At 71.1% G+C, this 23,273-nt stretch carries 23 protein-coding genes and 1 pseudogene; 6 read left to right on the forward strand and 18 right to left on the reverse strand.

Features of this window, described 5'->3' with window-relative positions:
- The first annotated feature begins 28 nt into the window (after positions 1 to 28).
- Positions 29 to 526: a Cys-tRNA(Pro) deacylase gene (ybaK, locus tag MM440_RS11500; RefSeq protein ID WP_241444426.1), complete on the forward strand. Its 498-nt coding sequence runs from the start codon at positions 29 to 31 to the stop codon at positions 524 to 526.
- Between the two features lie 17 nt (positions 527 to 543).
- Here ybaK and MM440_RS11505 read toward each other — a convergent pair whose 3' ends face one another.
- On the reverse strand, positions 544 to 972 hold the full coding sequence (locus MM440_RS11505; RefSeq protein WP_241444465.1) for an Lrp/AsnC family transcriptional regulator: 429 nt from the start codon (positions 970 to 972) through the stop codon (positions 544 to 546).
- Positions 973 to 1,075: 103 nt separating this feature from the next.
- Here MM440_RS11505 and MM440_RS11510 point away from each other — a divergent pair, with 103 nt between their 5' ends.
- The gene (locus MM440_RS11510) at positions 1,076 to 2,050 is read left to right on the forward strand and encodes a 5'-3' exonuclease (protein ID WP_241444427.1); all 975 of its coding nucleotides are present in this window, start codon (positions 1,076 to 1,078) and stop codon (positions 2,048 to 2,050) included.
- Here the strand turns inward: MM440_RS11510 and MM440_RS11515 are convergent.
- The 8 genes and pseudogenes from MM440_RS11515 to MM440_RS11550 form a co-directional block, all read right to left on the reverse strand.
- Complete coding sequence (locus MM440_RS11515) at positions 2,028 to 3,044, reverse strand: IS1380 family transposase (protein ID WP_241444428.1); 1,017 nt, start codon at positions 3,042 to 3,044, stop codon at positions 2,028 to 2,030. The genes MM440_RS11510 and MM440_RS11515 overlap by 23 nt on opposite strands.
- Positions 3,041 to 3,229: a hypothetical protein gene (locus MM440_RS11520; RefSeq protein WP_241444429.1), complete on the reverse strand. Its 189-nt coding sequence runs from the start codon at positions 3,227 to 3,229 to the stop codon at positions 3,041 to 3,043. The genes MM440_RS11515 and MM440_RS11520 overlap by 4 nt, the downstream gene beginning before the upstream one ends.
- Positions 3,230 to 3,258: 29 nt before the next feature.
- Positions 3,259 to 3,831 (reverse strand): annotated as a pseudogene (locus MM440_RS11525) (ISL3 family transposase); the annotation flags it as partial.
- A gap of 157 nt (positions 3,832 to 3,988) precedes the next feature.
- A complete protein-coding gene (locus MM440_RS11530) occupies positions 3,989 to 4,858 on the reverse strand; it encodes a transposase (RefSeq protein WP_241444430.1) in 870 nt (289 codons plus the stop codon).
- 176 nt (positions 4,859 to 5,034) lie between these two features.
- On the reverse strand, positions 5,035 to 5,886 hold the full coding sequence (locus MM440_RS11535; RefSeq protein ID WP_241444431.1) for a 5-oxoprolinase subunit C family protein: 852 nt from the start codon (positions 5,884 to 5,886) through the stop codon (positions 5,035 to 5,037).
- Positions 5,883 to 6,500, reverse strand: a complete 618-nt coding sequence (locus MM440_RS11540) for a 5-oxoprolinase subunit B family protein (protein WP_241444432.1) — start codon at positions 6,498 to 6,500, stop codon at positions 5,883 to 5,885. Before MM440_RS11540 ends, MM440_RS11535 begins: the two co-directional genes overlap by 4 nt.
- The gene (locus MM440_RS11545; RefSeq protein ID WP_241444433.1) at positions 6,500 to 7,270 is read right to left on the reverse strand and encodes a LamB/YcsF family protein; all 771 of its coding nucleotides are present in this window, start codon (positions 7,268 to 7,270) and stop codon (positions 6,500 to 6,502) included. The genes MM440_RS11540 and MM440_RS11545 overlap by 1 nt, the downstream gene beginning before the upstream one ends.
- A 3-nt stretch (positions 7,271 to 7,273) precedes the next feature.
- Positions 7,274 to 8,620 carry an MFS transporter gene (locus MM440_RS11550; protein WP_241444434.1) on the reverse strand — a complete coding sequence of 449 codons (1,347 nt, stop codon included), beginning with the start codon at positions 8,618 to 8,620 and terminating at the stop codon, positions 7,274 to 7,276.
- A gap of 161 nt (positions 8,621 to 8,781) precedes the next feature.
- Here MM440_RS11550 and MM440_RS11555 point away from each other — a divergent pair, with 161 nt between their 5' ends.
- Positions 8,782 to 9,489 (forward strand): GntR family transcriptional regulator, encoded by a 708-nt coding sequence (locus tag MM440_RS11555; protein ID WP_241444435.1) that lies wholly within the window; start codon positions 8,782 to 8,784, stop codon positions 9,487 to 9,489.
- A gap of 37 nt (positions 9,490 to 9,526) precedes the next feature.
- Here MM440_RS11555 and MM440_RS11560 read toward each other — a convergent pair whose 3' ends face one another.
- Positions 9,527 to 10,165 (reverse strand): DNA-3-methyladenine glycosylase family protein, encoded by a 639-nt coding sequence (locus MM440_RS11560; RefSeq protein WP_241444436.1) that lies wholly within the window; start codon positions 10,163 to 10,165, stop codon positions 9,527 to 9,529.
- A 97-nt stretch (positions 10,166 to 10,262) separates the two neighbouring features.
- Between MM440_RS11560 and MM440_RS11565 the strand changes: the two genes are divergently transcribed.
- Together MM440_RS11565 and MM440_RS11570 are read left to right on the forward strand one after the other, a co-directional pair.
- Positions 10,263 to 11,675: a type I restriction-modification system subunit M gene (locus MM440_RS11565; RefSeq protein ID WP_241444437.1), complete on the forward strand. Its 1,413-nt coding sequence runs from the start codon at positions 10,263 to 10,265 to the stop codon at positions 11,673 to 11,675.
- A complete protein-coding gene (locus MM440_RS11570) occupies positions 11,578 to 12,933 on the forward strand; it encodes an IS256 family transposase (RefSeq protein WP_277626176.1) in 1,356 nt (451 codons plus the stop codon). The genes MM440_RS11565 and MM440_RS11570 overlap by 98 nt, the downstream gene beginning before the upstream one ends.
- Before the next feature lie 503 nt (positions 12,934 to 13,436).
- On the opposite strand, the gene MM440_RS11575 is transcribed toward MM440_RS11570, so the two are convergent.
- The 5 genes from MM440_RS11575 to MM440_RS11595 all read right to left on the reverse strand — a co-directional run bounded on the left by MM440_RS11575 (position 13,437) and on the right by MM440_RS11595 (position 19,553).
- Positions 13,437 to 16,292: a DEAD/DEAH box helicase gene (locus tag MM440_RS11575; protein ID WP_241444438.1), complete on the reverse strand. Its 2,856-nt coding sequence runs from the start codon at positions 16,290 to 16,292 to the stop codon at positions 13,437 to 13,439.
- Between the two features lie 9 nt (positions 16,293 to 16,301).
- Positions 16,302 to 17,069, reverse strand: a complete 768-nt coding sequence (gene tatC / locus MM440_RS11580) for a twin-arginine translocase subunit TatC (protein ID WP_241444439.1) — start codon at positions 17,067 to 17,069, stop codon at positions 16,302 to 16,304.
- A gap of 45 nt (positions 17,070 to 17,114) precedes the next feature.
- Entirely contained in the window at positions 17,115 to 17,477 is a 363-nt protein-coding gene (gene tatA / locus MM440_RS11585) for a Sec-independent protein translocase subunit TatA (protein ID WP_241444440.1), read from the reverse strand.
- Between the two features lie 79 nt (positions 17,478 to 17,556).
- Positions 17,557 to 18,549, reverse strand: coding sequence for a helix-turn-helix transcriptional regulator (locus MM440_RS11590; RefSeq protein ID WP_241444441.1), 993 nt, complete (start codon positions 18,547 to 18,549; stop codon positions 17,557 to 17,559).
- Entirely contained in the window at positions 18,546 to 19,553 is a 1,008-nt protein-coding gene (locus tag MM440_RS11595) for a helix-turn-helix transcriptional regulator (RefSeq protein WP_241444442.1), read from the reverse strand. The genes MM440_RS11590 and MM440_RS11595 overlap by 4 nt, the downstream gene beginning before the upstream one ends.
- 41 nt (positions 19,554 to 19,594) lie before the next feature.
- Here MM440_RS11595 and MM440_RS11600 point away from each other — a divergent pair, with 41 nt between their 5' ends.
- Positions 19,595 to 20,770 (forward strand): DUF3866 family protein, encoded by a 1,176-nt coding sequence (locus tag MM440_RS11600; protein WP_241444443.1) that lies wholly within the window; start codon positions 19,595 to 19,597, stop codon positions 20,768 to 20,770.
- Positions 20,771 to 20,820: 50 nt separating this feature from the next.
- Here the strand turns inward: MM440_RS11600 and MM440_RS11605 are convergent, their stop codons facing one another.
- The 3 genes from MM440_RS11605 to MM440_RS11615 all read right to left on the reverse strand — a co-directional run.
- The gene (locus tag MM440_RS11605; protein WP_241444444.1) at positions 20,821 to 21,195 is read right to left on the reverse strand and encodes an FKBP-type peptidyl-prolyl cis-trans isomerase; all 375 of its coding nucleotides are present in this window, start codon (positions 21,193 to 21,195) and stop codon (positions 20,821 to 20,823) included.
- Positions 21,196 to 21,264: 69 nt separating this feature from the next.
- Entirely contained in the window at positions 21,265 to 22,260 is a 996-nt protein-coding gene (locus MM440_RS11610; RefSeq protein WP_241444445.1) for an FKBP-type peptidyl-prolyl cis-trans isomerase, read from the reverse strand.
- Positions 22,261 to 22,297: 37 nt separating this feature from the next.
- A partial coding sequence (locus MM440_RS11615; RefSeq protein WP_241444446.1) for a proteasome accessory factor PafA2 family protein occupies positions 22,298 to 23,273 on the reverse strand: 976 nt, incomplete at its 5' end.

The raw sequence follows: 23,273 nt of genomic DNA on the forward strand, positions 1-23,273 counted from the left end.
CTGCGCGCTCGGGCCGTACGCTCGCGGCGTGGGAAAGAAGTACGGCGGCAGCGGTCCGTCCACCCCAGCCACCGTGGCGCTGGCGCGCGCCGGCATCGGCTACACCGCTCGCGCCTACGAGCACGACCCGCACGCCGCGTCCTACGGGATGGAGGCAGCGGCCGCGCTGGGTGTGGCGCCGGAGCGGGTCTTCAAGACCCTGCTCGTAGACACCGGCTCGGGTCTCGCGGTCGGCATCGTCCCGGTCGACCACCAGCTCGACCTCAGGGCGCTGGCCGCCGCCCTCGGCGTGAAGAAGGTCGCCATGGCCAGGCCGGCGGACGCCGAGCGGAGCTCGGGCTACGTCGTGGGAGGCATCAGCCCGATCGGTCAACGCACAACACTGCCGACCGTGCTCGACGGCTCCGCCGAGCGATTCGAGACGATCCTCGTCTCCGGCGGCCGACGTGGCTTCGACGTCGAGCTCTCCCCCACCGACCTGCTGGCCGTCACCCGCGGACGCTGCGCGCCCATCGCACGGCCCTGATCCTCAGCACCTGACCCTCACCAGGTCGACCGAGACTCCCACGGCGTGGAGAGCACGACGGTGGTGCGGGTCGAGACGCGGGCCACGGTGCGGATCTCGCCGATCAGCTCCTCGAGCGCGAGCGGCGACGCCACCCGCACCTTGAGCAGATAGCTCATGTCGCCGGCCACCGAGTGGCACGCCTCGATCGCGCGGACGTGCCGCAGCCGGTCAGGGATGTCGTCGGGGGCGGACTCGTCGAGGGGGGCGATCGCGATGAACGCAGCCAGCGGTAGACCGGCCTGCTCGGGGTCGACCACGGCGCGGTAGCCCGTGATCACCTGGCGCTCCTCCAGCCGTCGCACCCGCTGGTGGATCGCGGACGTCGACAGCCCCGTGGCCTTGCCGAGGTCGGTGTAGCTCATCCGACCGTCCTTGCTCAACAGCTCCACGATCTGCTCGTCCATGGCTTCCACCTGTCCCAGGGTAGTGCCGAACGGGTGAACGGGCCCGCCGATCCCTCGGACTGGCCTTCGGCACGGGGCGCGGCGGCCGCACTACGCTCCCCCTATGCCCTCGGACCTGCCTGCGCACGAGTCATCGCGACCGGACCAGCCGCGCAAGCTGCTGCTGCTCGACGCGGCCTCGCTCTACTACCGAGCGTTCTACGGCGTGCCGGACGTGCGCAAGGACGCGGCCGCTCCCCCGTCCAACGCCCTGCGGGGCTTCCTCGACATGATCGCGACCCTGGTGCTGGCCCACCGGCCCACCCACCTGGTGGCGTGCTGGGACGACGACTGGCGTCCGGCCTTCCGGGTCGACGCGATCCCGACGTACAAGACGCACCGGCTTGCGGACGGGTCGGTCGAGGCCGAGGACACGCCGGACGACCTCGCGCCGCAGGTCCCCGCCATCGTCGACGTGCTCTCGGGGCTCGGCATCGCCCGGCTGGGGGCGGCGGGCTACGAGGCCGACGACGTCATAGGCACGCTCGTGGCGCGCTTCCGCGGGCAGCTGCCGATCGACGTGGTGACCGGCGACCGCGACCTGTTCCAGGTCGTCGACGACGCGGCCGGGGTCCGGGTGCTCTACACGGCGCGGGGCGGGGTGCGCGACGCGGACGTGGTCGACCAGACCTTCCTGCAGACCAAGTACGCCGTGCCGACCGGTCGTGCCTACGCCGACATGGCGACCCTGCGCGGGGACACCAGCGACGGGCTCCCGGGCGTGACCGGCGTCGGGGAGAAGACCGCTGCCGCGCTGATCGCCGAGTTCGGCGACCTCGCCGGGCTGCGCGCGGCCGTCGACGGCGGGGACCCGCGGATCAAGGGCGCTCGGCGCCGCAACCTGGAGGCGGCCGCGTCCTACCTCGACGTCGCCCCCGTGGTCGTCCAGGTCGCGCAGGACGCACCGCTGCCCGTAGAACCTGCCGACCTGGCCGTGCCCACCGCCGTCGCGGACCCGCGGCTGCTGTCCGACGTCGCCACCCGCTTCGGCGCGGCGTCGAGCGTAGACCGGCTGCTCACCGCCCTGGGCATCGACTGACACCCTCAGCCCTGATCCACCGACGCTGTTTCGTGGGTGAGCGTCGAGGGTTTTCTTCGCGGATGTGAGGGGGGTCTTCGGTCGGCGTGCGTGGGGTATCGGCCGGTGTGTCCGGCTCTTCCACGTCTGGTCGTGCCTCGGGGCCTGCTGGTCGCGGCGGGTGGTCAGGTGGTGGTCGCGATGTCCCACAGGTCTTGCCACGCGGTCGCCAGGGCCAGTGGGTCGGTAGGTGCAGCACGAGTCTTCTGGCCGAGGACGCGATCCTGGCCGGGACCGCGACCAGGTGGGTGCGCAGGGTCGCCCATCGGGCTTTCGCGTGCCGCGCGGACGCGGCGGCGCCGGCCGCGCGGAGCAGCTTGAACGCCAGGCGTGCCAGGGCGAGCCAGGCCGCGTTCGCGTGGCACTTTCCTGACGGGGCGTGCGCGAGCGGTCCGTCCTTGAGCTCGGCGATGACTTGTTCGACGATCGCGTGGTCGCGGTGGGTGGCATCGGCGTCCACGACGGTCAGGGTCGAGTTCGTGGCGAACGCGTGATGCCGCCGCGTGGTGAACAGCTCGCCCTGCCCGGCGACCGCGGTGGCGGGGTTGAGCCGGGCTACCCGGCGCACCACGAGCCGGCAGGTCACCTGTCGAGCCTTGGGGTGGGAGGTGAACGCGGTGAACCACGTCTGAGCGACCTGCGCCTCGGACACCCACCGGTTCTCGTCCTCGTCCCAGATGGCGCGGGGGTACTTGATCGTGGTCCACGCGCTGTCATCGATGGCCGTGATCGCTTTCGTGACAGCAGGATTCATCCGCGCGGTCACGCTGAACTGCGCCTTGGCCTTGACGATCGCCGCGATCACGTCCTGGCGATAGTAGGCCGAGTCAGCCCGCACCATCACCTGCCCGCTCGCCCCGGCCGCCCGGGCCGCGGCGACGGCGTCACCGATCAGGCGCGCGGCACCCTGCCCGGACACGGTGTTGCCCCGGCGCAACCTCGCCGCGGCGATCACCGGCGCACATGACCGAAGGTGAACGCGCGCAGGAACGTGCCATACGTCGAGGGCGCCCGGACCCCACCGATCACCTTGCGCATGCCGCCGTGGCGCAGCACATCCAGGTCATCGATGCTGTCCGCACCGGCCAGCATTCCGCCGATCACACCGGCGGCCTTCGCGGCTGCGTTCGACGATGCCACCCTCAGATGCGACGCGAGCAGGGCGTGTCGGCGTGGAACACGGCTGGCACGTCTTGGGCGACCTGCCAGGCGAGCTCGACCTCGACGTGTGCGTCGTGAGCGGCGAACGCGCTGGTCAGACGGGCGTGCTGCTTGTCGGTGAGGTTCTCGACCCCCGCGCGCAAGATGGTGCGGATCCCATACAGGGGGTCCCCCTTCCTCCCGCGGTGGCCCAGGGTGTCTTGCTGGACGCGGCGGCGCACGTCGTCCATGCAGCCGGTGGCGAGCGTGACGACGTGAAAGGCGTCGACCACGGCGACGGCGTCGGCGAGGTGTTCGCTGATCGCGTTCTTTCACCCGTGGAAGGGGTCCAGCGTCGCGACCTGCACGCCGGCGCGGAAGGCCTCGCTGCGCTGGTCGAGCCAGTCGTTGTACACGGTCCCGGACCGGCCCGGGACCAGGTCCAGCAGGCGGGCGTGCACGGTGCCGTGCTCGTCGCGGGTCAGGTCGACCACCCCAGTGAGCATCTTCGGTCCCCGCACGCGCTGGTCGACGTGGTGCCACACATGCTCATCGACCCCGAGCATGGCGACGCCGTCGAAGCGTGCCGGGTCCGCGTCTAGCCTCCGTCTTTCATGAGGGTGTGACTGGGCTGGCTGACGGCCGGGTCGGGCTGGCCTGTGGTTGAACGGGTTTCGGGGCGTGCGGGATGGCCGCGTGGCGCTGCGGTGCGGGTTTCCGAGGGTCCTGGTGGGGCGGTCGGGCACGTGCTCGGGGCTGTCAGGTGAGCATTGGGATGGCCATGACGGCGGTGAACGTCGCGACGGCGTCGGTGACCCAGGGCCACGTCGCCGGGAGCCGGAGCCGGCGTTGTCGGGGGCCCCTGGTGAGCCGGGCGGGGACGTGCAGGAACCGGTACCGCAAGGCTTTGGGTTCGCAGTTCTTCAACGCCGCGGGGAGGGCGAGGAGCCGGAGCCAGGCGAGCAGGTCGGCGGCGACCGCGACGAGCGCGAGCCAGGCGTGGTTGATGCCGTATTCGCGGGAGGGGAACCGGCCCAGGCCGGTGTCCTTGGCGACCCGGATCCGGTCTTCGACGCGGGCGTGGGCGCGGTGCCGCGCTTCGAGGAAGGCGACCTGCCCGGTGGTCGTGTTCGTCGCGAACGCCTGGTAGCGCCACCCGTCGCGTTCCTCGAAGACGGGCAGCTGGGCGCCGGGGTGGGGGTGTTCGCGGCGGACGATGACCCGCATGGCCGTGGGCCACTTCTCCCGCAGGGTGTCCGGGAGCAGCGCGGTGATCTCGGCGACGTCGGCGTGCACCCGCGGGTCGCCGTCGGCGTCGATCGCCGGCACCCACGCCCTCGTGGGCACCTGCCCGATGGCGTCGCGGACGGTCTCGGTGACCGCGAACCCCACCGAGTACTCCACCGACCGGCCCCGTTTGCCGTGGACGGCGGCGGTGTTCAGCCCGGTGAGCCAGTCGAGCAGCTCGTGGGTGTTGTCGCACCAGACCGCGATCGGGTGGTACCCGAACGTCTTCTTGAACGTCCGCGCCGCCTGCTCCTTCTCCAAGTGGGCGATGACAATCGTGGCATCGACGCCCGTCCCGTCGCCGCTCACGGACAACCCCGCCGACCACGCTGTACTCTTCACTTACCAGGTGCCTTCCCGCTCACGGATCTTGACTGTCGCAAGTCCAAGTATTCCGTTGCAGGACAGGCACTTTGGTGCATTCAGGACGCGTGTCGACCCATCAGTCGTGAAGGATCGAGGCTAGGGCCGTGCAGGGCGGGTCCGCGAGGGGTGCGAGCCGGGCGTGGACGGGCCCGCTACCGGTCCACGCGGAAGCGCACCCGCTGGCCGGGTCGGGCCTGCGCGGCGAGGGGCACGTCGGCGGGGTGGACGACGGCGATGACCGGGTAGCCGCCGGTCACCGGGTGGTCGGCGAGGAAGACGACGGGCTGGCCGTCGGCGGGGACCTGGACCGCGCCTTCGACAAGTCCCTCGCTGAGGAGCTCGCCGGACCGGGACCGCTCCAGGGCGGGCCCGGTGAGCCGGGCACCGACCCGGTCGGACTGCGAGCTGACCTCGTAGGTCGCGCTGCCGAGGGTGGCCATCGCCTCCGGCGTGAACCAGTCGGCGCGCGGGCCGGGCAGCACGTGGAGCACGGGGTCCGCGGGGAGCGGGCGGACCGGGGCGTGGTCGACGCCCGGCCGGTCGCCGGTGGGTGCCCCGATGGGAATGCCGTCGCCCGCGGAGAGGCGGTCGGGGCCGAGCTGGGCGAGCAGGTCGGTCGACCTCGAGCCGAGGACGTCCGGGACGGCGACGCCACCGCGGACCGCGAGGTAGCTGCGGACTCCGGCGGTCGGCAGGCCGAGCTCGACGACCGAGCCCGCGGCGAGGTCGAGGGGCGCGTTGGTGTCCCGGATGCGGCCGTCGACGGTGACCGGGACGGGTGCGCCGGTCACGGCGATCGTCGCGGCGTCGAGGAGCCGGATGGAGAGCCCGCCGAAGGTCGTCTCGAGGGCGGCGGCATTCTCCGGGTTGCCGACGAGCCGGTTGGCGAGGCGGAGGCTGGGGCGGTCGGCGGCGCCGGAGCGACCGACGCCGAGGTGCGCCCAGCGGGGGCGGCCGAGGTCCTGGACGGTCGTCAGCGGTCCGGTCCGCAGGACCTCGATCATCGTTCGACCGCCGTGAAGCGGACGCGCGTGCCAGGGGTGAGCAGCGCGGGCGGGTCGCGGTCGAGGTCCCACAGGGGCGCGTCCGTGCGCCCGAGGAGCTGCCAGCCGCCGGGACCCTGCCGGGGGTAGATGCCGGTGAACTCCCCTGCGAGAGCGACGGATCCGGCTGGGACCTTGGTGCGTGGGGTGTCCCGTCGCGGGACGACGAGGGCGGGGTCGCCGCCGCTGATGTAGGCGAAGCCCGGGGCGAAGCCGGTGAACGCGACGACGTAGTCGGCGCCGGTGTGCCGAGCGACGACCTCCTCGGCGGACAGCCCGGTGAGTGCACCGACCTCGGCGAGGTCCTCGCCGTCGTAGGTCACTGCGATCGACACCTCGCTGCCGGTTTCGGGGCCGGCGTCGAGGTCGAGGTCGGCGTCCTGCGCCGCGGCCGTCAGCCGGCCGTGGGAGGTCACGGCGTCGTCGAAGGTGAGCAGGAGCGTGCGGGCGGCCGGGACGAGGTCGACGACCCCGGCCGGGCGGTCACTGGAGAGCACCCGGTGGAGGGCCATGACCTCGGTGAGGTCGGCGCATTCGACGAGCAGCCCGCGGTGGCCGGCGGGGATGGTGCGCATCAGTCGTCGCCGTGGACGAACGGGCGGACCGTCACGCCCGCCTCGTCGAGGGCAGACCGTACCGCGCGGGCGATCGCGACGGCACCGTCCGTGTCACCGTGCACGCAGACCGAGTCGGCGCTGATCCCGACCTCGGTCCCGTCGACGGCCGTGACGACCCCCTCGGTGATCAGTCGGACGACGCGCGCGGCGATCTCGTCGGCGTCGTGGAGGACGGCGCCGGGCTGGCTCCTTGAGACGAGGAGCCCGTCGGCGGTGTAGGCCCGGTCGGCGAATGCCTCCGCGACGGTCCGGAGTCCGACGTCCGCGGCGGCGGCGAGGACGTGGGAGCCGGCCAGCCCGAGGAGCGGGAGGGTCGGGTCGTAGTCGCGGACCGCCTCGGCGACCGCGCGAGCGACGGTGGGCGAGGAGGCCGCGTCGTTGTAGAGGGCGCCGTGCGGCTTGACGTAGGCGACGCGGCCGCCACCAACGCGAGCCAGGCCGTCGAGGGCGCCGATCTGGTAGACGACCTCGTCGGCGAGCTCAGCGGGGTCCATCGCGATGCTCCGGCGCCCGAAGCCGGCGAGGTCGCGGTAGCCGACCTGGGCGCCGATCGCGACGCCGCGGCGGACCGCTCCGGCGCAGCACCGCCGCAGGGTGCTCGGGTCGCCGGCGTGGAACCCGCAGGCGACGTTGGCGCTCGTCACGAGGTCGAGCATCGCCTCGTCGTCGCCGAGGGTCCAGCGGCCGAATCCCTCGCCGAGGTCGCTGTTGAGGTCGACGGTCGGCATCGGTCAGGCGCTCTCGGGGACGGCGCCCGCTGCTGCGGGGTCGGCGTGCAGGTCGGCCTTGTGCGTCTCGGGGGCGAGGAAGACGCAGACGAGGCTGATCGCGAGCATCGCCACGACGTAGACCATGATCGGGGTCGCGCTGTCGTACTTCTTGAGGAGGGCGGTCGAGATGATCGGCGCGAGGCCGCCGCCGATGATGCCGGCGAGCTGGTAGCCCATCGACGCGCCGGTGTAGCGGACCCGGGTCGGGAACATCTCGGAGATGAACGATGCCTGCGGGCCGTACATCGCTGCGTGCAGGATGAGTGCGATGACGGCGGCGAGGAGGATCAAGGCGAACTTCTCCGTCTCGAGCAGGCGGAAGAAGACGAGGACCCAGACCCCCGAGCCGACGGCTCCCGCGAGGTAGACCGGTCGTCGGCCGATGCGGTCCGACAGGTGCCCGAAGTAGGGGATGGCGAAGATCTGGAAGGTCGCGGCGATGAGCACGGCATTCAGCGCGTAGGACTTGGGCAGCTCCAGGTAGGTCGCGACATAGGTCGTGATGAACAGGACGAACGTGTAGAACGCGACGTCGACGCCGACCCTGGCCCCGATCGCGAGGAGGACCTGCTTGGGGTAGCGCTTGAGGACCTCGACGATCGGCGCGTGCGACTCCTCGCCCTCCTCGCTCGTCTCCTGGAACAGCGGGCTCTCGGAGAGCGTGCGGCGGATCCAGATGCCGACGATGACGAGAATGCCGGAGAGCAGGAACGGCACGCGCCAGCCCCAGCTGAGGAAGGTCGAGTCGGTCGTGATCGCGCCCATGAGGGCGAGGACGCCGTTGGAGAGCAGGAGACCGATGGGGACGCCGACCTGGGGCCAGCTGGCGTTGAGGCCGCGTCGCTCGGGGTGTCCGCTCTCCAGGGTCATCAGGACGGCGCCGCCCCACTCGCCGCCGAGGCCGAGTCCCTGGAGGAAACGGAGCAGGACGAGGAGGGCGGGGGCCCAGAAGCCGATCGCGTCGTAGGTCGGCATGAGACCGATGGCGAAGGTTGCAAGGCCCATGAGGAGCAGGGTGACGACGAGGACGTTCTTGCGGCCGATCCGGTCGCCGAAGTGGCCGAAGACGATGCCGCCGAGCGGCCGGGCGACGAAGCCGACGGCGAAGGTCGAGAACGACAGGAGGGTTCCGATGAGTGGGTCGAAGGTCGGGAAGAAGAGCTCGTTGAACACGAGGGCCGAGGCCGTGCCGTAGATGAAGAAGTCGTACCACTCGAGGGAGGTGCCGACGAGGCTGGCGACGATGACGCGGCGGACGGACGACGGGTCCGTGGCCGGGGCTGTCAGGGGGGCGGAGCTCGATGACATGCGGGGGGCCTCTCGGGTCCGGGCCGAGCGCTGTGTCGGCGAGTGTCAGTACGGTAGCGGATTGTTGAGCAATCCAACAAGAGGATCTGACTACATTTCTTCACCTGGATGGGTAGAGTGCTCGCAGAACCGACCAGACACACGAGGGAGCAGGGACGTCGATGACGACACAGGCAGAAGTGGCTGCGCTCGCATTCGCCCCGCTCCCCCGACGCGAGAGCACCGCCGAGGCGGTGGCCGCGGCCCTGCGAGCGCAGATCTCCGCCGGGCGTCTGGCACCGGGAGCGCAGCTGCGCGAGGAGCACCTGGCGGCGGCGCTGCAGGTCTCGCGCAACACGGTCCGCGAAGCTTTCCGGCTGCTCGCCCACGAGCGGCTCGTCGAGCACGCGCTGCACCAAGGGGTCTTCGTGCGCACCGTGTCGCCCGACGACGTCCGCGCGATGTACGCGACGCGTCGCCTCGTCGAGCCGCTCGGGGTCCGGGGTCTCCTCACCGCGGGGCCCTCGGGCGTCGTGGCGCTCAAGGGGCTCGACGAGTGCGTGTGGGCCGCCGAGCAGGCCGCCGGGTCAGGCGACTGGCACAGTGTCGGGACCCAGGACATCGAGTTCCATCGAGCCCTCGTGGCGGCGGCCGGCAGCGTCCACCTGACGTCGATGTTAGACGGACTGCTCGCCGAGCTGCGCCTCGCCTTCCTCCGGCTGCCCGACCGCGAGGCCCTCCACGAGCCGTTCCTGGACCGCAACCGGCGGCTCGTCGACCTGCTCGAGGACGGCGACGAGGCCGCGTGCCTCGCCGAGCTCGAGTCCTACCTCATCGCCGCTGAGGCGCAGCTGCTCCAGGTCGTCGGCGGACCGGACCTCGCCGACTGAGCGGCATTCAACTCCGGTTCACGCGTCGTCTGCGCGATCAGCTGAGGTCGACGACGGTTTCGCGGCGGCCACGGCGCGCGAGGTAGCCGTGCCAGAGCAGGCGGGCCGCGGTCGATCGGTTGGGGCGCCAGCGCTCCCCGATGACCTCGAGCTCCTTCACCGTCGGGACGGTGTCGAGGCCGAGGCTCTCGGCGACCGCGACCTGGAGCGCGCGGTCCCCGACCGGCCACACGTCGGGGCGGTCGAGGCAGGCGAGGAGGTAGGCATTCGCCGTCCACGTGCCGATGCCGGGCAGGGCGGTCAGCCGTCGCTCGACCTCGGCGTCGTCCTGTCGCTCGAGGGCGTCGATGTCGAGGGTGCCGTCGAGGACCGCCTGCGACAGGGCGCGGAGGTAGCGGTCCTTCTGGCCGGAAACACCGGCGGCGCGCAGGGCCTCGGGCGTCGTGGCGAGGAGCGCCCGGGGACGGATCGCCCCCGCGGTCTCCGCGACGCGCGCGAATGCTGCCGCGGCAGAGGCGAGCGAGACCTGCTGCTCGAGGATGAGCAGGACGAGGCTCGGGAAGCCCGGCGGACGAGCCCACTTGTCGGGAATGCCGTGGGCTTCGACCACTGCCTTCAGGTGCGGATCGCTGGCGGCCACGTCGGCGACCCGCGCCTTCCAGTTACCCGCGTCCACGCGCTTCACCCTATGTACGGGTCCGCACAGAAGAGTGCCGTAGCCGGCTACGGGCGGCTTGGCTACGGCTGTCCCCCTCATAGGGCAGGATCGCCGGGTGACCAAGGAAGCGCAGCGGGCCGAGCTCCACAAGACGATCTGGCGGATCGCCAATGACCTGCGCGGCAGTGTCGACGGGTGGGACTTCAAGGGTTACGTCCTCGGGATGCTCTTCTACCGCTTCATCTCCGAGCACCTGACCGACTACCTCAACGGCATGGAGCGAGCCGCGGGTGTCGCGGCCTTCGACTACGCGGAACTCGGCGACGGGGATGCCGAGTTCGGTCGTGAGGTCACGGTCTCCGACAAGGGCTACTACATCCTCCCGAGCGAGCTCTTCGTGAACGTTCGCCGACGCGCGCGCGGGGACGCCGACCTCAACGAGACGCTCGCGCGTGTCTTCCGCAACATCGAGGGGTCGGCCGTCGGGACCGGCAGCGAGGACGACCTCAAGGGCCTCTTCGACGAGCTCGACGTCAGCAACAAGCTCGGTCCGACGGTGGCCCGCCGCAACGAGCAGCTCGTCAAGCTCCTCGACGCGATCGGCGACCTCAAGCTCGGCACCTTCGCCGACAACACGATCGACGCGTTCGGCGACGCCTACGAATACCTCATGACGATGTACGCGAGCAGCGCCGGCAAGTCCGGTGGCGAGTTCTTCACGCCTCAAGAGGTGAGCGAGCTGCTCGCACGGATCACGGTCGTCGGCAAGACGTCGGTCAACGGGGTCTACGACCCGGCATGCGGGTCCGGCAGCCTCCTGCTCCAGTTCGCCAAGGTCCTCGGTAAGGACAACGTGCGGCGTGGGTTCTTCGGTCAGGAGATCAACCTGACGACCTACAACCTCGCCCGGATCAACATGTTCCTTCACGACATCAACTACGAGGACTTCGACATCGCCCTCGGCGACACCCTGCTCGATCCGGCACATGGGGACATCGTGCCGTTCGAGGCCATCGTCTCCAACCCGCCCTACTCGACGAAGTGGAGGGGCGCCGACGACCCGACCCTCATCAATGACCCGCGCTTCTCCCCGGCCGGCATTCTCGCGCCGAAGAGCATGGCCGACCTCGCCTTCACGATGCACATCCTGTCCTGGCTCGCCGTCGACGGGACGGCCGCGATCGTCGACGCGTCGAAGCAGTTCACCCGCATCGGCAACAAGATCAAGCTGACCGAGGGTCACCAGCAGGCAGTCCTCGACGCGTTCACGGCACGGGAGGACGTTCCGCACTTCGCCACGCTCGTCGAGGCCGAGGCGCTCGCCGACAACGTCTACAACCTGTCCGTGTCCTCCTACGTCGAGGCCGAGGACAGGGAGTATCCGAGAAACGGTGTAAGTGGCTCCATCGCCCGCAAGGGCAGGAGGAGTCATGATGACCGAGACAACCACCACCAGCAGCAGTGCGGAGGCCGTGGAGTCGGCCAGACTGGAGACTGTGACCCCAAACCCACCACCACCGCAGGATGAGCCGGCCGAGCTGGACAAGGCTCAGCGTGAAGCCGTCGCGCAGATGGTGCGCCAGGCCAAGGACGCCGGTATCGCCCTGACCGGCCCCGACGGCCTCCTCAAGACCCTCACGGCGCAGATCGTCGAAGCAGCCCTCGACGAAGAACTCAACGAGCACCTGGGCTATGACAAGCATGATCCCGTCGGTCGCGGGTCGGGCAACTCCCGCAACGGCACCCGCTCGAAGACGGTGATCACCGACAACGTCGGTGCCGTCAACATCCGGGTGCCGCGGGATCGCAATGGCACGTTCGAGCCACAGTTGGTCACCAAGCGCCAACGCCGGTTGTCGGACATGGACGCCATGGTGCTGTCGCTGTTCGCGAAGGGCCTGACGACTGGGGAGATCGCTGCCCACTTCGCGGAGGTCTACGGGACCTCGGTGTCGAAGGACACGATCAGCCGGATCACCGACCGCGTCGTCGACGAGATGAACACGTGGATGGCCCGCCCGTTGGAGCCGATCTACGCGGCGGTCTTCATCGACGCGATCGTGGTCAAGGTCAGGGATGGGCAGGTCCGTAACCAGCCCTACTACGCCGCGATCGGTGTCGACCTCGACGGGCACAAGGACATTCTGGGGATCTGGCCCGGGCAGGGCGATGGGGAGTCGGCGAAGTTCTGGTTTGCCTGCCTGACCGAGTTGAAGAACCGAGGCGTCAAGGACGTGTTCTTCATGGTCTGCGACGGGTTGAAGGGCCTGCCCGACAGCATCGGGTCCGTGTTCCCCGCCGCGAAGGTCCAGACCTGCATCATCCACCTGCTGCGCAACAGCTTCAGCTATGCCTCGAAGCGGCACTGGCCCGAGATCGCCGCCAACCTCAGGCCCGTTTACGAAGCATCCACCCCGGCCGATGCGGAGCGGGCGTTCGAACAGTTCGCCGAGAAGTGGGGCAAGGCCTACCCCGCGATGATCAGGCTCTGGCGCAACGCCTGGACCGAGTTCATCCCGTTCCTGGACTACGACGTCGAGATCCGCAAAGTTCTCTGTTCCACGAACGCGATCGAGAGTCTCAATGCCAGGTTCCGCAGGGCGGTGAGGGCCCGCGGTCACTTCCCGAACGAGCAGGCCGCGTTGAAGACGCTCTACCTGACCGTGAGATCGTTGGACCCCAAGGGCACCGGCCAGACCCGCTGGGGGATGCGCTGGAAGCCAGCGTTGAACGCGTTCGCCGTCACCTTCGCTGACCGCATGCCCGCGGCCAGCACCCACCAGTAACGAAAACGCCACTTACACCGATAATCGGATAGTCCCCGAGGACACGACCGAGGCGATCGACATCGTCGAGTTGAATGCGGAGATCGCCCGGATCGTCGCCCGGCAGGCCGAGCTCCGGACCAAGATCGACGCGATCGTCGCCGATCTCGAGGGAGCGAATGCATGAGCCGTATAGATGAGCTCATTGCCCGCCTGTGCCCCGGTGGCGTCGAGCGGAAGACGTTTGCTGAGGTGGGCCGGCTGGTGCGTGGACACGGCATGCCAAAAACGGACTTCGTGGAGGCGGGGGTTGGGGCCATCCACTACGGGCAGATCTACACGTACTACGGCACGTGGACCACGTCGACAAGGTCGTTCGTCAGTCCCGAGACTGCGGCACGTCTCGCCAGGGTCGGGCCTTCCCCCCGGTTCTTGGACACGGGGGTTTATTGCGCGGCGGTTGGCAGCGTAGCGGCCCTTGCCTGCCACCTTGTGCGGGATTGGCCCTTGTCGCCCCCCAAACGTCAGTCGAGCTGGTCGGCCGCCACCACGCCTCGGTTGACGGCGTCCATCGCGCGGCGCGCGGTGGCCTGCAGCGCCGGTTGCGGCGCGGAGACGGCGATCTGACCGAGCAGGTCGACGATCTGCTTGCACCGCCGCACGAAGTCGCCGGCCGCCATGTCGCTGTCGCGCAGCACCACGTCGAGGCTCTGTCCGGCCGCCCAGCGATGGGTCATCCACAGCATGCCGCTCTCGGGGGCACCGGTGGACGGCAGCTTGCGGGCGTCCTCGAGGTCCTCGATGGTCGACCACAGCCGCACCATCTGGCGGAACGCCTCGGCCACGTCCTCGTTGGGCAGCCGCGGCTCGGCACTTCCGTCCTCGCGCCCGCGCGGCTCGTGGACCAGCGCGGACACCACGGCGGCGAGGCTCGGGGCGTCCAGCCGGGCCCACAGCGCGTGGTTGAGACACTCGGCCGTGAGCAGGTCCTTCTCGGTGTAGATCCGCTGCAGCAGTCGCCCGGCGGGCGTCACCTCGGTGCCCGCGGGGTTGAGGTAGCCCAGGTCGCTGAGCAACGAGCAGATCTGGTCGAACTGGCGCGCCACCGAGTTGGTGCGCTGATCCATGGCGCGGCGCAGCCGACGGGCCTCGCGCTCGGCCTTCCACCAGCGCTCGGCCCACCGGGCGTGGTGCTCACGGTCGGGGCACTGGTGGCAGGGGTGCGCCTTGAGCTCGCGGCGCAGCTCGTCGATGCGACGCTGCTGGGCCTTGAGCGCGGCCCGCGGGCCAGCCCCCGCCGGTGCGGGCGCGGTCTCGGCACTCGACTCGCGACCCCGCGGCGGCTCGAACGGCACCTTCGCCCGCATCGTGGCAGCGAGGTCGCGCCGCGACTTGGCGTTCTTGGGGTTGAAGCTGCGGGGCAGGTCGAGCCGGGTGACGGGCGTGACGGCGGCGCGGACGTCGTGGGTCGTGAGGCGCCGCACCCGACCGTCGCTGTCGAGGATCGCGGGGCTGACCGGCGCCTGGCGGCCGCCCTTGTTGGCACCGATGACCACGGCCATCCCCTCGCGACGACCGTCCGGCACGACGACGACGTCACCGGGCTTGAGCGCCGAGAGGCTCGCCTCGATGTCGGCGCGCCGGGCGGTCTGGCGGTCCTTGGCGGCCTCCTTCTCCGCGTGGCTCAGCTCGCCGCGGATCCGGGCGTACTCGGGGAAGTCGCCGAGATGACACTCCATCGCCTGGGCGTAGCCCTCGAGGCCCTCCTCCTGGCGCTTGAGCTGGGCGGCGAGCCCGACGGCTCCGCGGTCGGCCTGGAACTGGGCGAACGAGCTCTGCAGGATCTCGCGGGCCGCGTCGCGCCCGACCCGGTCGACCAGGTTGACGGCCATGTTGTAGGTCGGGCGGAAGCTCGAGTTGAGCGGGTAGGTGCGGGTGCTCGCGAGACCGCCGACGGCCACCGGGTCGAGCCCACGGGACCAGACGACGACGGCGTGCCCCTCGATGTCGATCCCGCGCCGGCCCGCACGGCCGGTGAGCTGGGTGTACTCCGCCGGGGTGAGGTCTACGTGGCTGTCGCCGTTGAACTTCACCAGCTTCTCGAGGACGACCGTGCGTGCCGGCATGTTGATGCCGAGCGCGAGGGTCTCGGTCGCGAAGACGGCCTGGACCCGGCCCTCGGTGAAGAGCTCCTCGACGATCTCGCGGAAGGTCGGCAGCATGCCGGCGTGGTGCGCCGCGAATCCGCGGCTGAGCCCCTCGACGAAGTCGTGGTAGCCGAGCACGCCGAGGTCACGCAGGTCGACGCCCGCGAGCCGCTCCTCCGCGCGGCGCCGGTTGCGCGCGCCCTCGGTCGGGCTGATCAGGCGCACGTCCTGGGCGAGCAGCTGACCGACCGCGGCCTCGCAGCCGGCCCGCGAGAAGATGAACGTGATGGCCGGCAGCAGGCCCTCGCGCTCGAGCCGGGCGATGACCTCGGCGCGGGTCGCAGCCCCGCCCGGACGTCCGCCTCCAGCACCGGCCGGCCGTCCCGCGGGCCGGTCGCCACCCCGATCGCCGCGATCGCCTCGGTCGCCACCCCGACCGCCTCGACTGCGCTCCCGGCCGCGCCGGTCGAAGCTCGGCGAGCGGTCGTAGCCCCGGGAGTGCCGGAAGTGGTCGACCTCGCGGATCCGGTCGAGCAGCTCGGGGTTGACCTGCACGCTCTGGCCCGCGGGCGCGTCGCCGTGCTCGGCGAGGATGCCCAGCCCGTCGTCGACGAACAGGTCGAACAGGTCCCGGCCCACCATCATGTGCTGCCACAGCGGCACCGGGCGGTCCTCGGACACGACCACGGTGGTGTTGCCGCGCACGGCGCTCAGCCAGGCGCCGAACTCCTCGGCGTTGCTCACGGTCGCCGACAGCGAGATGACCTGCACGTGCTCGGGCAGGTGGATGATGACTTCCTCCCACACGGCGCCGCGGAACCGGTCGGCGAGGTAGTGCACCTCGTCCATCACGACGAAGCCCAGCCCGCCGAGCGTGGTGGAGCTGCCGTAGAGCATGTTGCGCAGCACCTCGGTCGTCATCACGACCACGGGCGCGTCGCCGTTGATGCTGGCGTCACCGGTGAGCAGGCCGACCTGGTCGGCGCCGTGGCGGCGGACCAGGTCGTGGTACTTCTGGTTCGACAGGGCCTTGATCGGCGTGGTGTAGAAGGCCTTGCGCCCGGTCTGCAGGGCCAGGTGGACGCCGAACTCCCCCACCACCGTCTTGCCGGCGCCGGTCGGGGCAGCGACGAGCACGCCCCGGCCGTCCTCGACCGCCTCGCAGCCGAGGATCTGGAACTCGTCCAGCGGGAAGGGCATCGCCTCGGCGAAGGCGGTCAGGTGGGGTCCCATGGGACCAACCTAGAGGACGCTCGCCTCGTCGTCGGCGAGGTCGTGGTAGTCGGGCTCCTGCTTGGCGCGGCGCCGGTCGAACAGCAGCGCCACGAAGTACGCCGCGAAGTAGAGCAGGATCAGCGGGATCGCGAGGGCGAACATCGACCACGGGTCGGGCGTCGGCGACATCATCGCGGCGAAGACGAACATCACGACGACGGCGACCCGCCAGCCCTTGAGCATCACCCGCGCGGGCAGGATGTGGGCGAGGTTGAGGGCGACGAGAAGCACCGGCAGCAGGAACGCGAGCCCGAAGCTGAGGATGAACCGGGTCACCCAGGTGATGTAGTAGTCGGCCTGCATGATGTTCAGGCCCTCCTGCCAGGTGAACCCCAGCAGGGCCGTGATCGCGTTGGGCAGCGCCCAGGTCGCCGCGTAGCAGCCGAGCAGGAACAGCGGCACCGCGGTGGCGATGAAGGCGAGCGCGGTGCGCTTCTCCTTGCGGTGCAGCCCGGGCATGATGAACGCCCACAGCTGGTAGAGCCACACCGGGCTCGCGACGATCACACCCACCCAGAGCGCGATCTGCAGCTTGAGGCTGAACGCGCCGGTGACGTCGGAGTTGTTGAGCGCCACGGTCTGACCGCGCTCGGCCGCGGTGAGGCGCAGCGGCTCGGTCAGGTAGTGCAGCAGCTGGTTGAAGTAGACCCAGCCGAGGATCGACGCGAGGACGATCGCGATGCCGCTGATCGTCACGCGGTTGCGGAACTCCCGGAGGTGGTCGCCGAGGGACATCCGCCCCTCGGGGTCCTTCGGACGCCGACGTAGAGCCATCGAGGCTCAGGCCTGGGGGTCGCGGGGGTGCGTCTCGCTGCGCTTGTAACGCACGCCGTCGATGACGACCTCGTCGTCGGCGAGGTCGGCGGGTCGGTCGGCGGGCCGCTCGGTGGACGTCGTGCGGAAGGTCTGACCGTCCGCGACGGTCTCGTCGCGCAGGGTCTCGCCGCGGACGGTGCTGCGGGAGGCGTCGGAGGCCGGCTTGTCGGTCTTGTCGTTCTTCATCTCCGAGACCTCGGACTTGAAGATGCGCATGGAGCGACCGAGGCTGCGGGCGGCGTCGGGGAGACGCTTCCAGCCAAAGATGATGACGATGACCAGGACGATGATGAGCAGGTGCAGGGGGCTGTCGAACAGGCGACCCATGGTCTACGTGCCTTCCGGTCGGCGGCGGTGCGAGCACACGATGTGCGTCCGCCCTCAGTGTAGGCCCCGTGGCAAGCCGCTAGGACTCCTCGTAGAGCGCCAGCGCGGCGCTCGCTGCGCCCGCGACGTCGGCGGCCACCTCGGCCGGCTCCACCACCTGCGCGCCGGCACCGAGGCGCAGCAGCAGCCGGCGCAGCCAGGCCCGGTCGGCGACCGCGAGGGTCACCCGCGACACGTCGCCGGGGCGCTCCTCGACGCTCTCGGTCGGGTAGTAGTCGACGACCCACGCTGCCTCGGGCGCGACGTCGATGCTCACCCGCAGGTCGTCGGCCCCGGGCTGGAAGAGGCCGTTGCCGAGGTCGCGGGGGCGAGCCTGGGCCGGGGGCGTGCCGTCCTCGTCGAGCACGCTCAGGGCCTCGATCCGGTCGAGCCGGAAGAGCCGCACGTCCTGGGCGCGGTGGCACCAGCCCTCGAGATACCAGGGCCCGTCGATCGAGACCACCCGCATCGGGTCGACGTCGCGCTCGGTCGTCTCGTCCCGCGACGGCACGACGTAGCGCAGGTGCAGCCGACGATGGTCCTCCAGCGCCGCGCGGACCTCGCTGAGGTGCGGCACCTCCCCCTGGTCGGCGAGGTCCACCGTCACTGCGCGGGCGTCGCTCAAGGCCCCGGGCAGGCTGCCGGCGGCGGCCTCGAGCTTGGCGATGGCGCGGTCGACGGCGTCGCGATCGCCGAGGCCCGGCACCGCGGCGAGGGCCCGCAGCCCGACGATGAGGGTGAGCGCCTCGTCGACGCCGAGGCGCAGCGGCCGGGCGATGGTGTCGGCGTTGGAGAGGTAGACCCGCCCCTCCTCCCAGCTCGCGTCGATCAGGTCGTCGGGCAGGCCCCCGGGTGTGCCGCAGAGGAAGAGCAGCTGCAGGTCGGCCTCGAGCTGCTCGGTGCTGACCCCGAAGCTCGCGGCGGCCTGCTCGAGGTCGACGCCCTGCCGGTTGAGCAGCCAGGGCACCATGGCGAGCAGCCGGTGCAGCCGGTCGGTGGCGGGCTCGTTGAGGTTGATGCCCGGCAGCGTCATGACGTCCTCCCGTCGCGGTGGCCCAGGGCGCCGCGCAACCGGGCGACGACCGCCTCGCGCAGGGCCGGCGGCTCGAGGACCAGCACGTCGGCGCCGTGCGAGGCCAGCTCGCCGACCAGCGCATCGCTCGACGTGTAGTCGAGGTCGAGCTCGTCCCAGCCGTCGTCGAGCGCCCTGGTGGCGGTGGCGCGCCGCCGCAGCAGCTGCCCGGCCCCACCGCGCACCCGCAGCACGGCCCGGGTCGCCGGTGCCGCCCCCTGCTCGGTGCGCACCATGGCGAGCGGGTCGTGGTCGGGCGGCACGACATAGCTGCCCGCGCGGCCGGCCCACTGGATCGGACCCACGACGCGACCCAGGCGAAACACCCGCGGTGCGTCACGGTCTACGTCATGGCCGGTGAGGTACCACCGACCGTGCCAGCGGGCCAGGCCCCACGGCTGCAGGTGCCGGGTGGTCGTGCCCGCGGCGCCCTTGCGGTAGTCGAACCGGATCGGGCGCCGGCCGAGCACGGCGTCCTTGGCCCGCTCGAAGCCGGGCTCGGTCGTGCGGATCTGGGGGTCGACGCCGAGCAGCGAGCGGTCGTCGCGCTCGACCCCCGCAGCCTCGAGCTTGCGCATGGCACGCGCCGCCGGCCCGGCGAGACTGGCCTGGCTCCAAGTGCGGCTGGCGAGGCTGAGCACGGCGATCTCGTCCGGCTCGAGGCGCACCTCCGGCAGGGCGTACTCGCGCCGGTCGATCCGGTAGCCCTCCTCGTCCTCGAACCACGTGTCGATCTGCTCGGTGACCAGCGGGATGCCCATGGCGCGCAGCTCGTCCTTGTCGCGCTCGAACATCCGGGCGAACGCCTCGTCACCGAGACCGTGGTAGGCCTCGACGGCGTCCCGGATGCGCACCTTGGTGAGTGCCTGCCGGGTGTAGAGCAGCGCGATGACGAGGTTGAGCAGGCGCTCGGTCTTGGCCGCGCTGATGGGCGTCTTGGGCTGCTTCGCCTTGGACGTGGCCATGTCGCCCCCTTCCGCGATCGTGCGTGCCCTAGATTGCCAGCGTGATCCGTTGGCGAGAAGGCACCGTGGCGTCGGTCCGGGCGACCTGGCCCGGCGCTGTCGAGTATGCCGTAAGTGTGTTCGATGCCGACGCTGCGGACCAGCCCGGCGCGTCGCCTGTGGACGCCGCGGGGGTCACGCCGTCGGCGCCGCCGTCAGCCACCACCGTCCGGGCGCTCGGCTACACCGCGCTGGTCGGCACGGCCCAGCCCGGTGACCGGGTCCTACTCAACGTCTCGGCGCTGGAGCGCGGCCTCGGCACCGGTGGCCTCGCGCTGGTCGTCGCGATCCCCGACCGCCTCCCCGTAGACCCCCCGGCCGGCCCCGGGCACGTCGTCAAGGCGCGCTACACCCCCTTGCAGGCCATGGTGCTCGGCGTGGACGAGCAGGAGTCGCCGCACCACGGGGTGCTGGCGGAGGCGGACAGCATCGACGGCCTGCCCGTCGTCGTGGCGGACCTGCACTCGGCCGTGCCGGCGATCGTCGCGGGGCTGCGGGCGGACCGCCCGGACGCCCGGGTGGTCTACGTGATGACGGACGGTGGGGCGCTGCCGAGCGCGTTCTCGCGGACGGTCGCCGGTCTGCGCGATGCCGACTGGCTGGCGGCGACGATCACGGTGGGCCAGGCCTTCGGCGGTGACCTCGAGGCGGTCAACGTGCACACCGGGCTGCTGGCCGCGCGGCACGTGGTCGGCGCCGACGTGGCGATCGTCGCGCAGGGCCCCGGCAACCTCGGCACCGGCACGCGCTGGGGCTTCTCGGGGACGTCCGCGGGCGAGGCGGTCAACGCCGGCGCGACCCTCGGTGGCCGGGCCGTCGCGTCGCTGCGCGTGTCGCAGGCCGACGCCCGCCCACGGCACCTCGGGGTGTCCCACCACTCGCTCACGGCCTACGGCCGCGTGGCCCTGGCCCCCGCGGACGTCCCGGTGCCGCTGCTCGACAGCAGCCACGGCGACCTCGGCGACCTCGGCGAGCGCGTGCTGGAGCAGGCGCGGGCCCTGTGCACCCAGTCCGGCGGCCGGCTGCGGCTCGTCGAGGTCGGCCTCGACGGTCTCGACACGGCCCTCGCCGGCTCGCCGGTGCGGCTCTCGACGATGGGCCGGGGTCTGGACGCCGACCGCGCGTCCTTCCTCGCGGCTGCCGCAGCAGGACGGCACGCCGCCACCCTGCTCGGGTAGCGGCGTGCCGGTGGTGCCGTGAGGCCAGCCAGGCCAGTCAGGCCAGGCAGTCAGCGCACGTCCATCAGGTCGACGACGAAGATCAGGCTCTCGCCCGGCTTGATGACGCCGCCGGCGCCGCGCTCGCCGTAGGCGAGGTGCGGCGGGATGGTCAGCTTGCGGCGGCCGCCGACCTTCATACCGAGGATGCCCTCGTCCCAGCCGCGGATGACCTGGCCGACGCCGACGGTGAAGTCGAGCGGGCCGCCGCGGTTCCAGGAGGCGTCGAACTCCTCGCCGGTCGAGTGGGCGACGCCGACGTAGTGGGCGCTGATCTGGTCGCCGGCCTTGGCCTCGCGGCCGTCGCCGACGGTGATGTCCTCGATGACGAGGTCGCTGGGCGGCTGCTCGCCGGGGAAGTCGATCTCGGGCTTGCTGAGCGCCATGAGAGGCTCCTTACGTCGTGGGTCGGGACGAGAGTTCTACGAAAGTCGTTCTGGGTGAACCAGACTCGATCACATCGCGTCGACGATGTCGATCACGAAGACGAGGGTCGAGTTGGCCGGGATCGCGTTCTGCGCCTTGTTGCCGTAGGCCTCGGCGGGCGGCGCGACGATGACGACGCGGCTGCCGACGGTCTGGCCGACGAGCACCTTGTCCCAGGCGGGGATCAGCTGGCTGACACCGACCGGCATGGACAGCGGCGCGGTGCCGTGGTCCCAGGAGGAGTCGAACTTCTTGCCCGTCGCCCACACGACACCGGTGTAGTGCGCGAAGACGGTCTGCCCCTTGGCGACGGCCGGGCCGTTGCCCTTGATCAGCACCTCGCTCTGCAGCGTGGTGGGGGCGGGCGTCTTCGGGATGGTGATGGTGGCGGCCTTGCCCTGCTCGACCTTCACGGTCGGGAAGCCGGGCTTGGGGGCGACCGGGGTGCCGGACGCCTCGGTGGCCTGCAGGCCCTTGGTCTCGAAGTAGAACAGCAGCGTGTCGTCCTTGCCGACCTTCAGCGAGGACTGGCCGTTGGCGCCGAACGCGTCGCCCGGGGGCACGGCCACGAGCTCCTTGGCGCCGTTGACCTTCTCGCCGACGAGAGCCTTGCGCAGGCCGGTCAGCGTGCCGGTCGAGCTGAGCGGCCACGGCTCGGTGGTCTTGCCCTTGAACGAGTCGTAGATCGTCTCGCCGGTGGTGCCGTTGACGACGATCATCTGCGTCTTGAGGACGTCGGACTCCTTGGCGGGCTCGCCGGACCCCTCCGCGATCTTCTTGACCGTGGTCTGCGTGACCTTGAACGGCTTCTTGGACACCGTGACGGTCGGCGCGGTCTCCGAGCCACCGACGGTGACGCCGGCGAGGTCGCCCGTCGCGGGCTGGCCGACGCTCGCGGTCTGGGGCGCCGCGGAGCTGGGCGACCCGTCGGAGGACCCACCGCAGCCGGCGAGGGCGATGGCGGGCACCGCCACCACGGCGGCGAGCTTTGCTGAGCTGAAGCGCACGAAGATCTCGACTCTCAAGGTGAGGGACGCCCCGCGGACGAGGCACGACAGCACGTCACCATACCCGCCCCGTCTGGGCGGTTCCTGCGGGCTCCACGATGGAGGCGATGAGCCGGTCGACGCGCGGATCCTCGGCCAGCAACGGGTCCTTGCACATCAGCGTGCGCTGCGCCTGGTCGTTGAGCTTGAGGTGCACCCAGTCGACGGAGTAGTCGCGCCGGTGGTCGCTGGCGGCCTTGACGAACGCCCCGCGCAGGCGCGCGCGGGTCGTCTGCGGCGGCACGCTGCGGGCCGCCTCGATGTCCTCGTCGGTCACCACGCGGGCGGCGAGCCCGCGCCGCTGCAGCAGGTAGAACAGGCCGCGGCTCGGGTCGATGTCGTGGTAGGCGAGGTCGAGCTGGGCGATCCGCGGGTCGGTGAGCGGCAGGTCGTGGCGGGCGGAGTACTGCTCGATCAGGCGCCGCTTGATCACCCAGTCGATCTCGGTCGCGATGTCGTCGAGGTGGCCGGACTCGATGGCCGTGAGCGCCCTCCCCCACAGCTCGATCACGCGGTCGTGCACGGGGTCCCCGACGCCACCGGCCGCCACGAAGTCGCGGGCCTTCTCGAAGTAGCGGGACTGGATGTCGAGCGCGCTGGCGCTGCCACCCGCGCGCAGCGGCACGGTCGCGCGACCGGTCTCGTCGGTGCTCATCGTGCGGATCGCCTTGACCGGCGCGTCCAGGGTGAGGTCCGGCAGCTCGACGCCGGCCTCGATCATCCGCAGCACCAGGTCGGCGGACCCGACCTTGAGCAGCATGGTCGTCTCGGACATCGTCGAGTCGCCCACGATGACGTGCAGCCGGCGGAACTTCTCGGCGTCGGCGTGCGGCTCGTCGCGCGAGTTGATGATGGGTCGGCTGCGGGTCGTGGCGCTGGAGAACGCGTCCCACATGTGGTCGGCGCGCTGGCTCACCGCGAACCGAGCCGCACCGGAGGGTTCTACGACGACCTTGCCGGTGCCCGCGACGAGCTGGCGACTGATCAGGAAG

Origin of the sequence: Arsenicicoccus piscis, assembly GCF_022568835.1 — a bacterium.
GTDB lineage: Bacteria > Actinomycetota > Actinomycetes > Actinomycetales > Dermatophilaceae > Arsenicicoccus > Arsenicicoccus piscis.

Bases quoted from the DNA above. Each gene is read 5' to 3' on its own strand.
- MM440_RS11575 (WP_241444438.1), bottom strand. From the start codon at position 16,292: ATGGGACCCCACCTGACCGCCTTCGCCGAGGCGATGCCCTTCCCGCTG.
- tatA (WP_241444440.1), bottom strand. From the start codon at position 17,477: ATGGGTCGCCTGTTCGACAGCCCCCTGCACCTGCTCATCATCGTCCTG.
- MM440_RS11595 (WP_241444442.1), bottom strand. From the start codon at position 19,553: ATGGCCACGTCCAAGGCGAAGCAGCCCAAGACGCCCATCAGCGCGGCC.
- MM440_RS11590 (WP_241444441.1), bottom strand. From the start codon at position 18,549: ATGACGCTGCCGGGCATCAACCTCAACGAGCCCGCCACCGACCGGCTG.
- MM440_RS11545 (WP_241444433.1), bottom strand. From the start codon at position 7,270: ATGCCGACCGTCGACCTCAACAGCGACCTCGGCGAGGGATTCGGCCGC.
- MM440_RS11535 (WP_241444431.1), bottom strand. From the start codon at position 5,886: ATGATCGAGGTCCTGCGGACCGGACCGCTGACGACCGTCCAGGACCTC.
- MM440_RS11570 (WP_277626176.1), top strand. From the start codon at position 11,578: ATGATGACCGAGACAACCACCACCAGCAGCAGTGCGGAGGCCGTGGAG.
- MM440_RS11510 (WP_241444427.1), top strand. From the start codon at position 1,076: ATGCCCTCGGACCTGCCTGCGCACGAGTCATCGCGACCGGACCAGCCG.
- MM440_RS11550 (WP_241444434.1), bottom strand. From the start codon at position 8,620: ATGTCATCGAGCTCCGCCCCCCTGACAGCCCCGGCCACGGACCCGTCG.
- tatC (WP_241444439.1), bottom strand. From the start codon at position 17,069: ATGTCCCTCGGCGACCACCTCCGGGAGTTCCGCAACCGCGTGACGATC.
- MM440_RS11540 (WP_241444432.1), bottom strand. From the start codon at position 6,500: ATGCGCACCATCCCCGCCGGCCACCGCGGGCTGCTCGTCGAATGCGCC.
- MM440_RS11505 (WP_241444465.1), bottom strand. From the start codon at position 972: ATGGACGAGCAGATCGTGGAGCTGTTGAGCAAGGACGGTCGGATGAGC.
- MM440_RS11605 (WP_241444444.1), bottom strand. From the start codon at position 21,195: ATGGCGCTCAGCAAGCCCGAGATCGACTTCCCCGGCGAGCAGCCGCCC.
- MM440_RS11555 (WP_241444435.1), top strand. From the start codon at position 8,782: ATGACGACACAGGCAGAAGTGGCTGCGCTCGCATTCGCCCCGCTCCCC.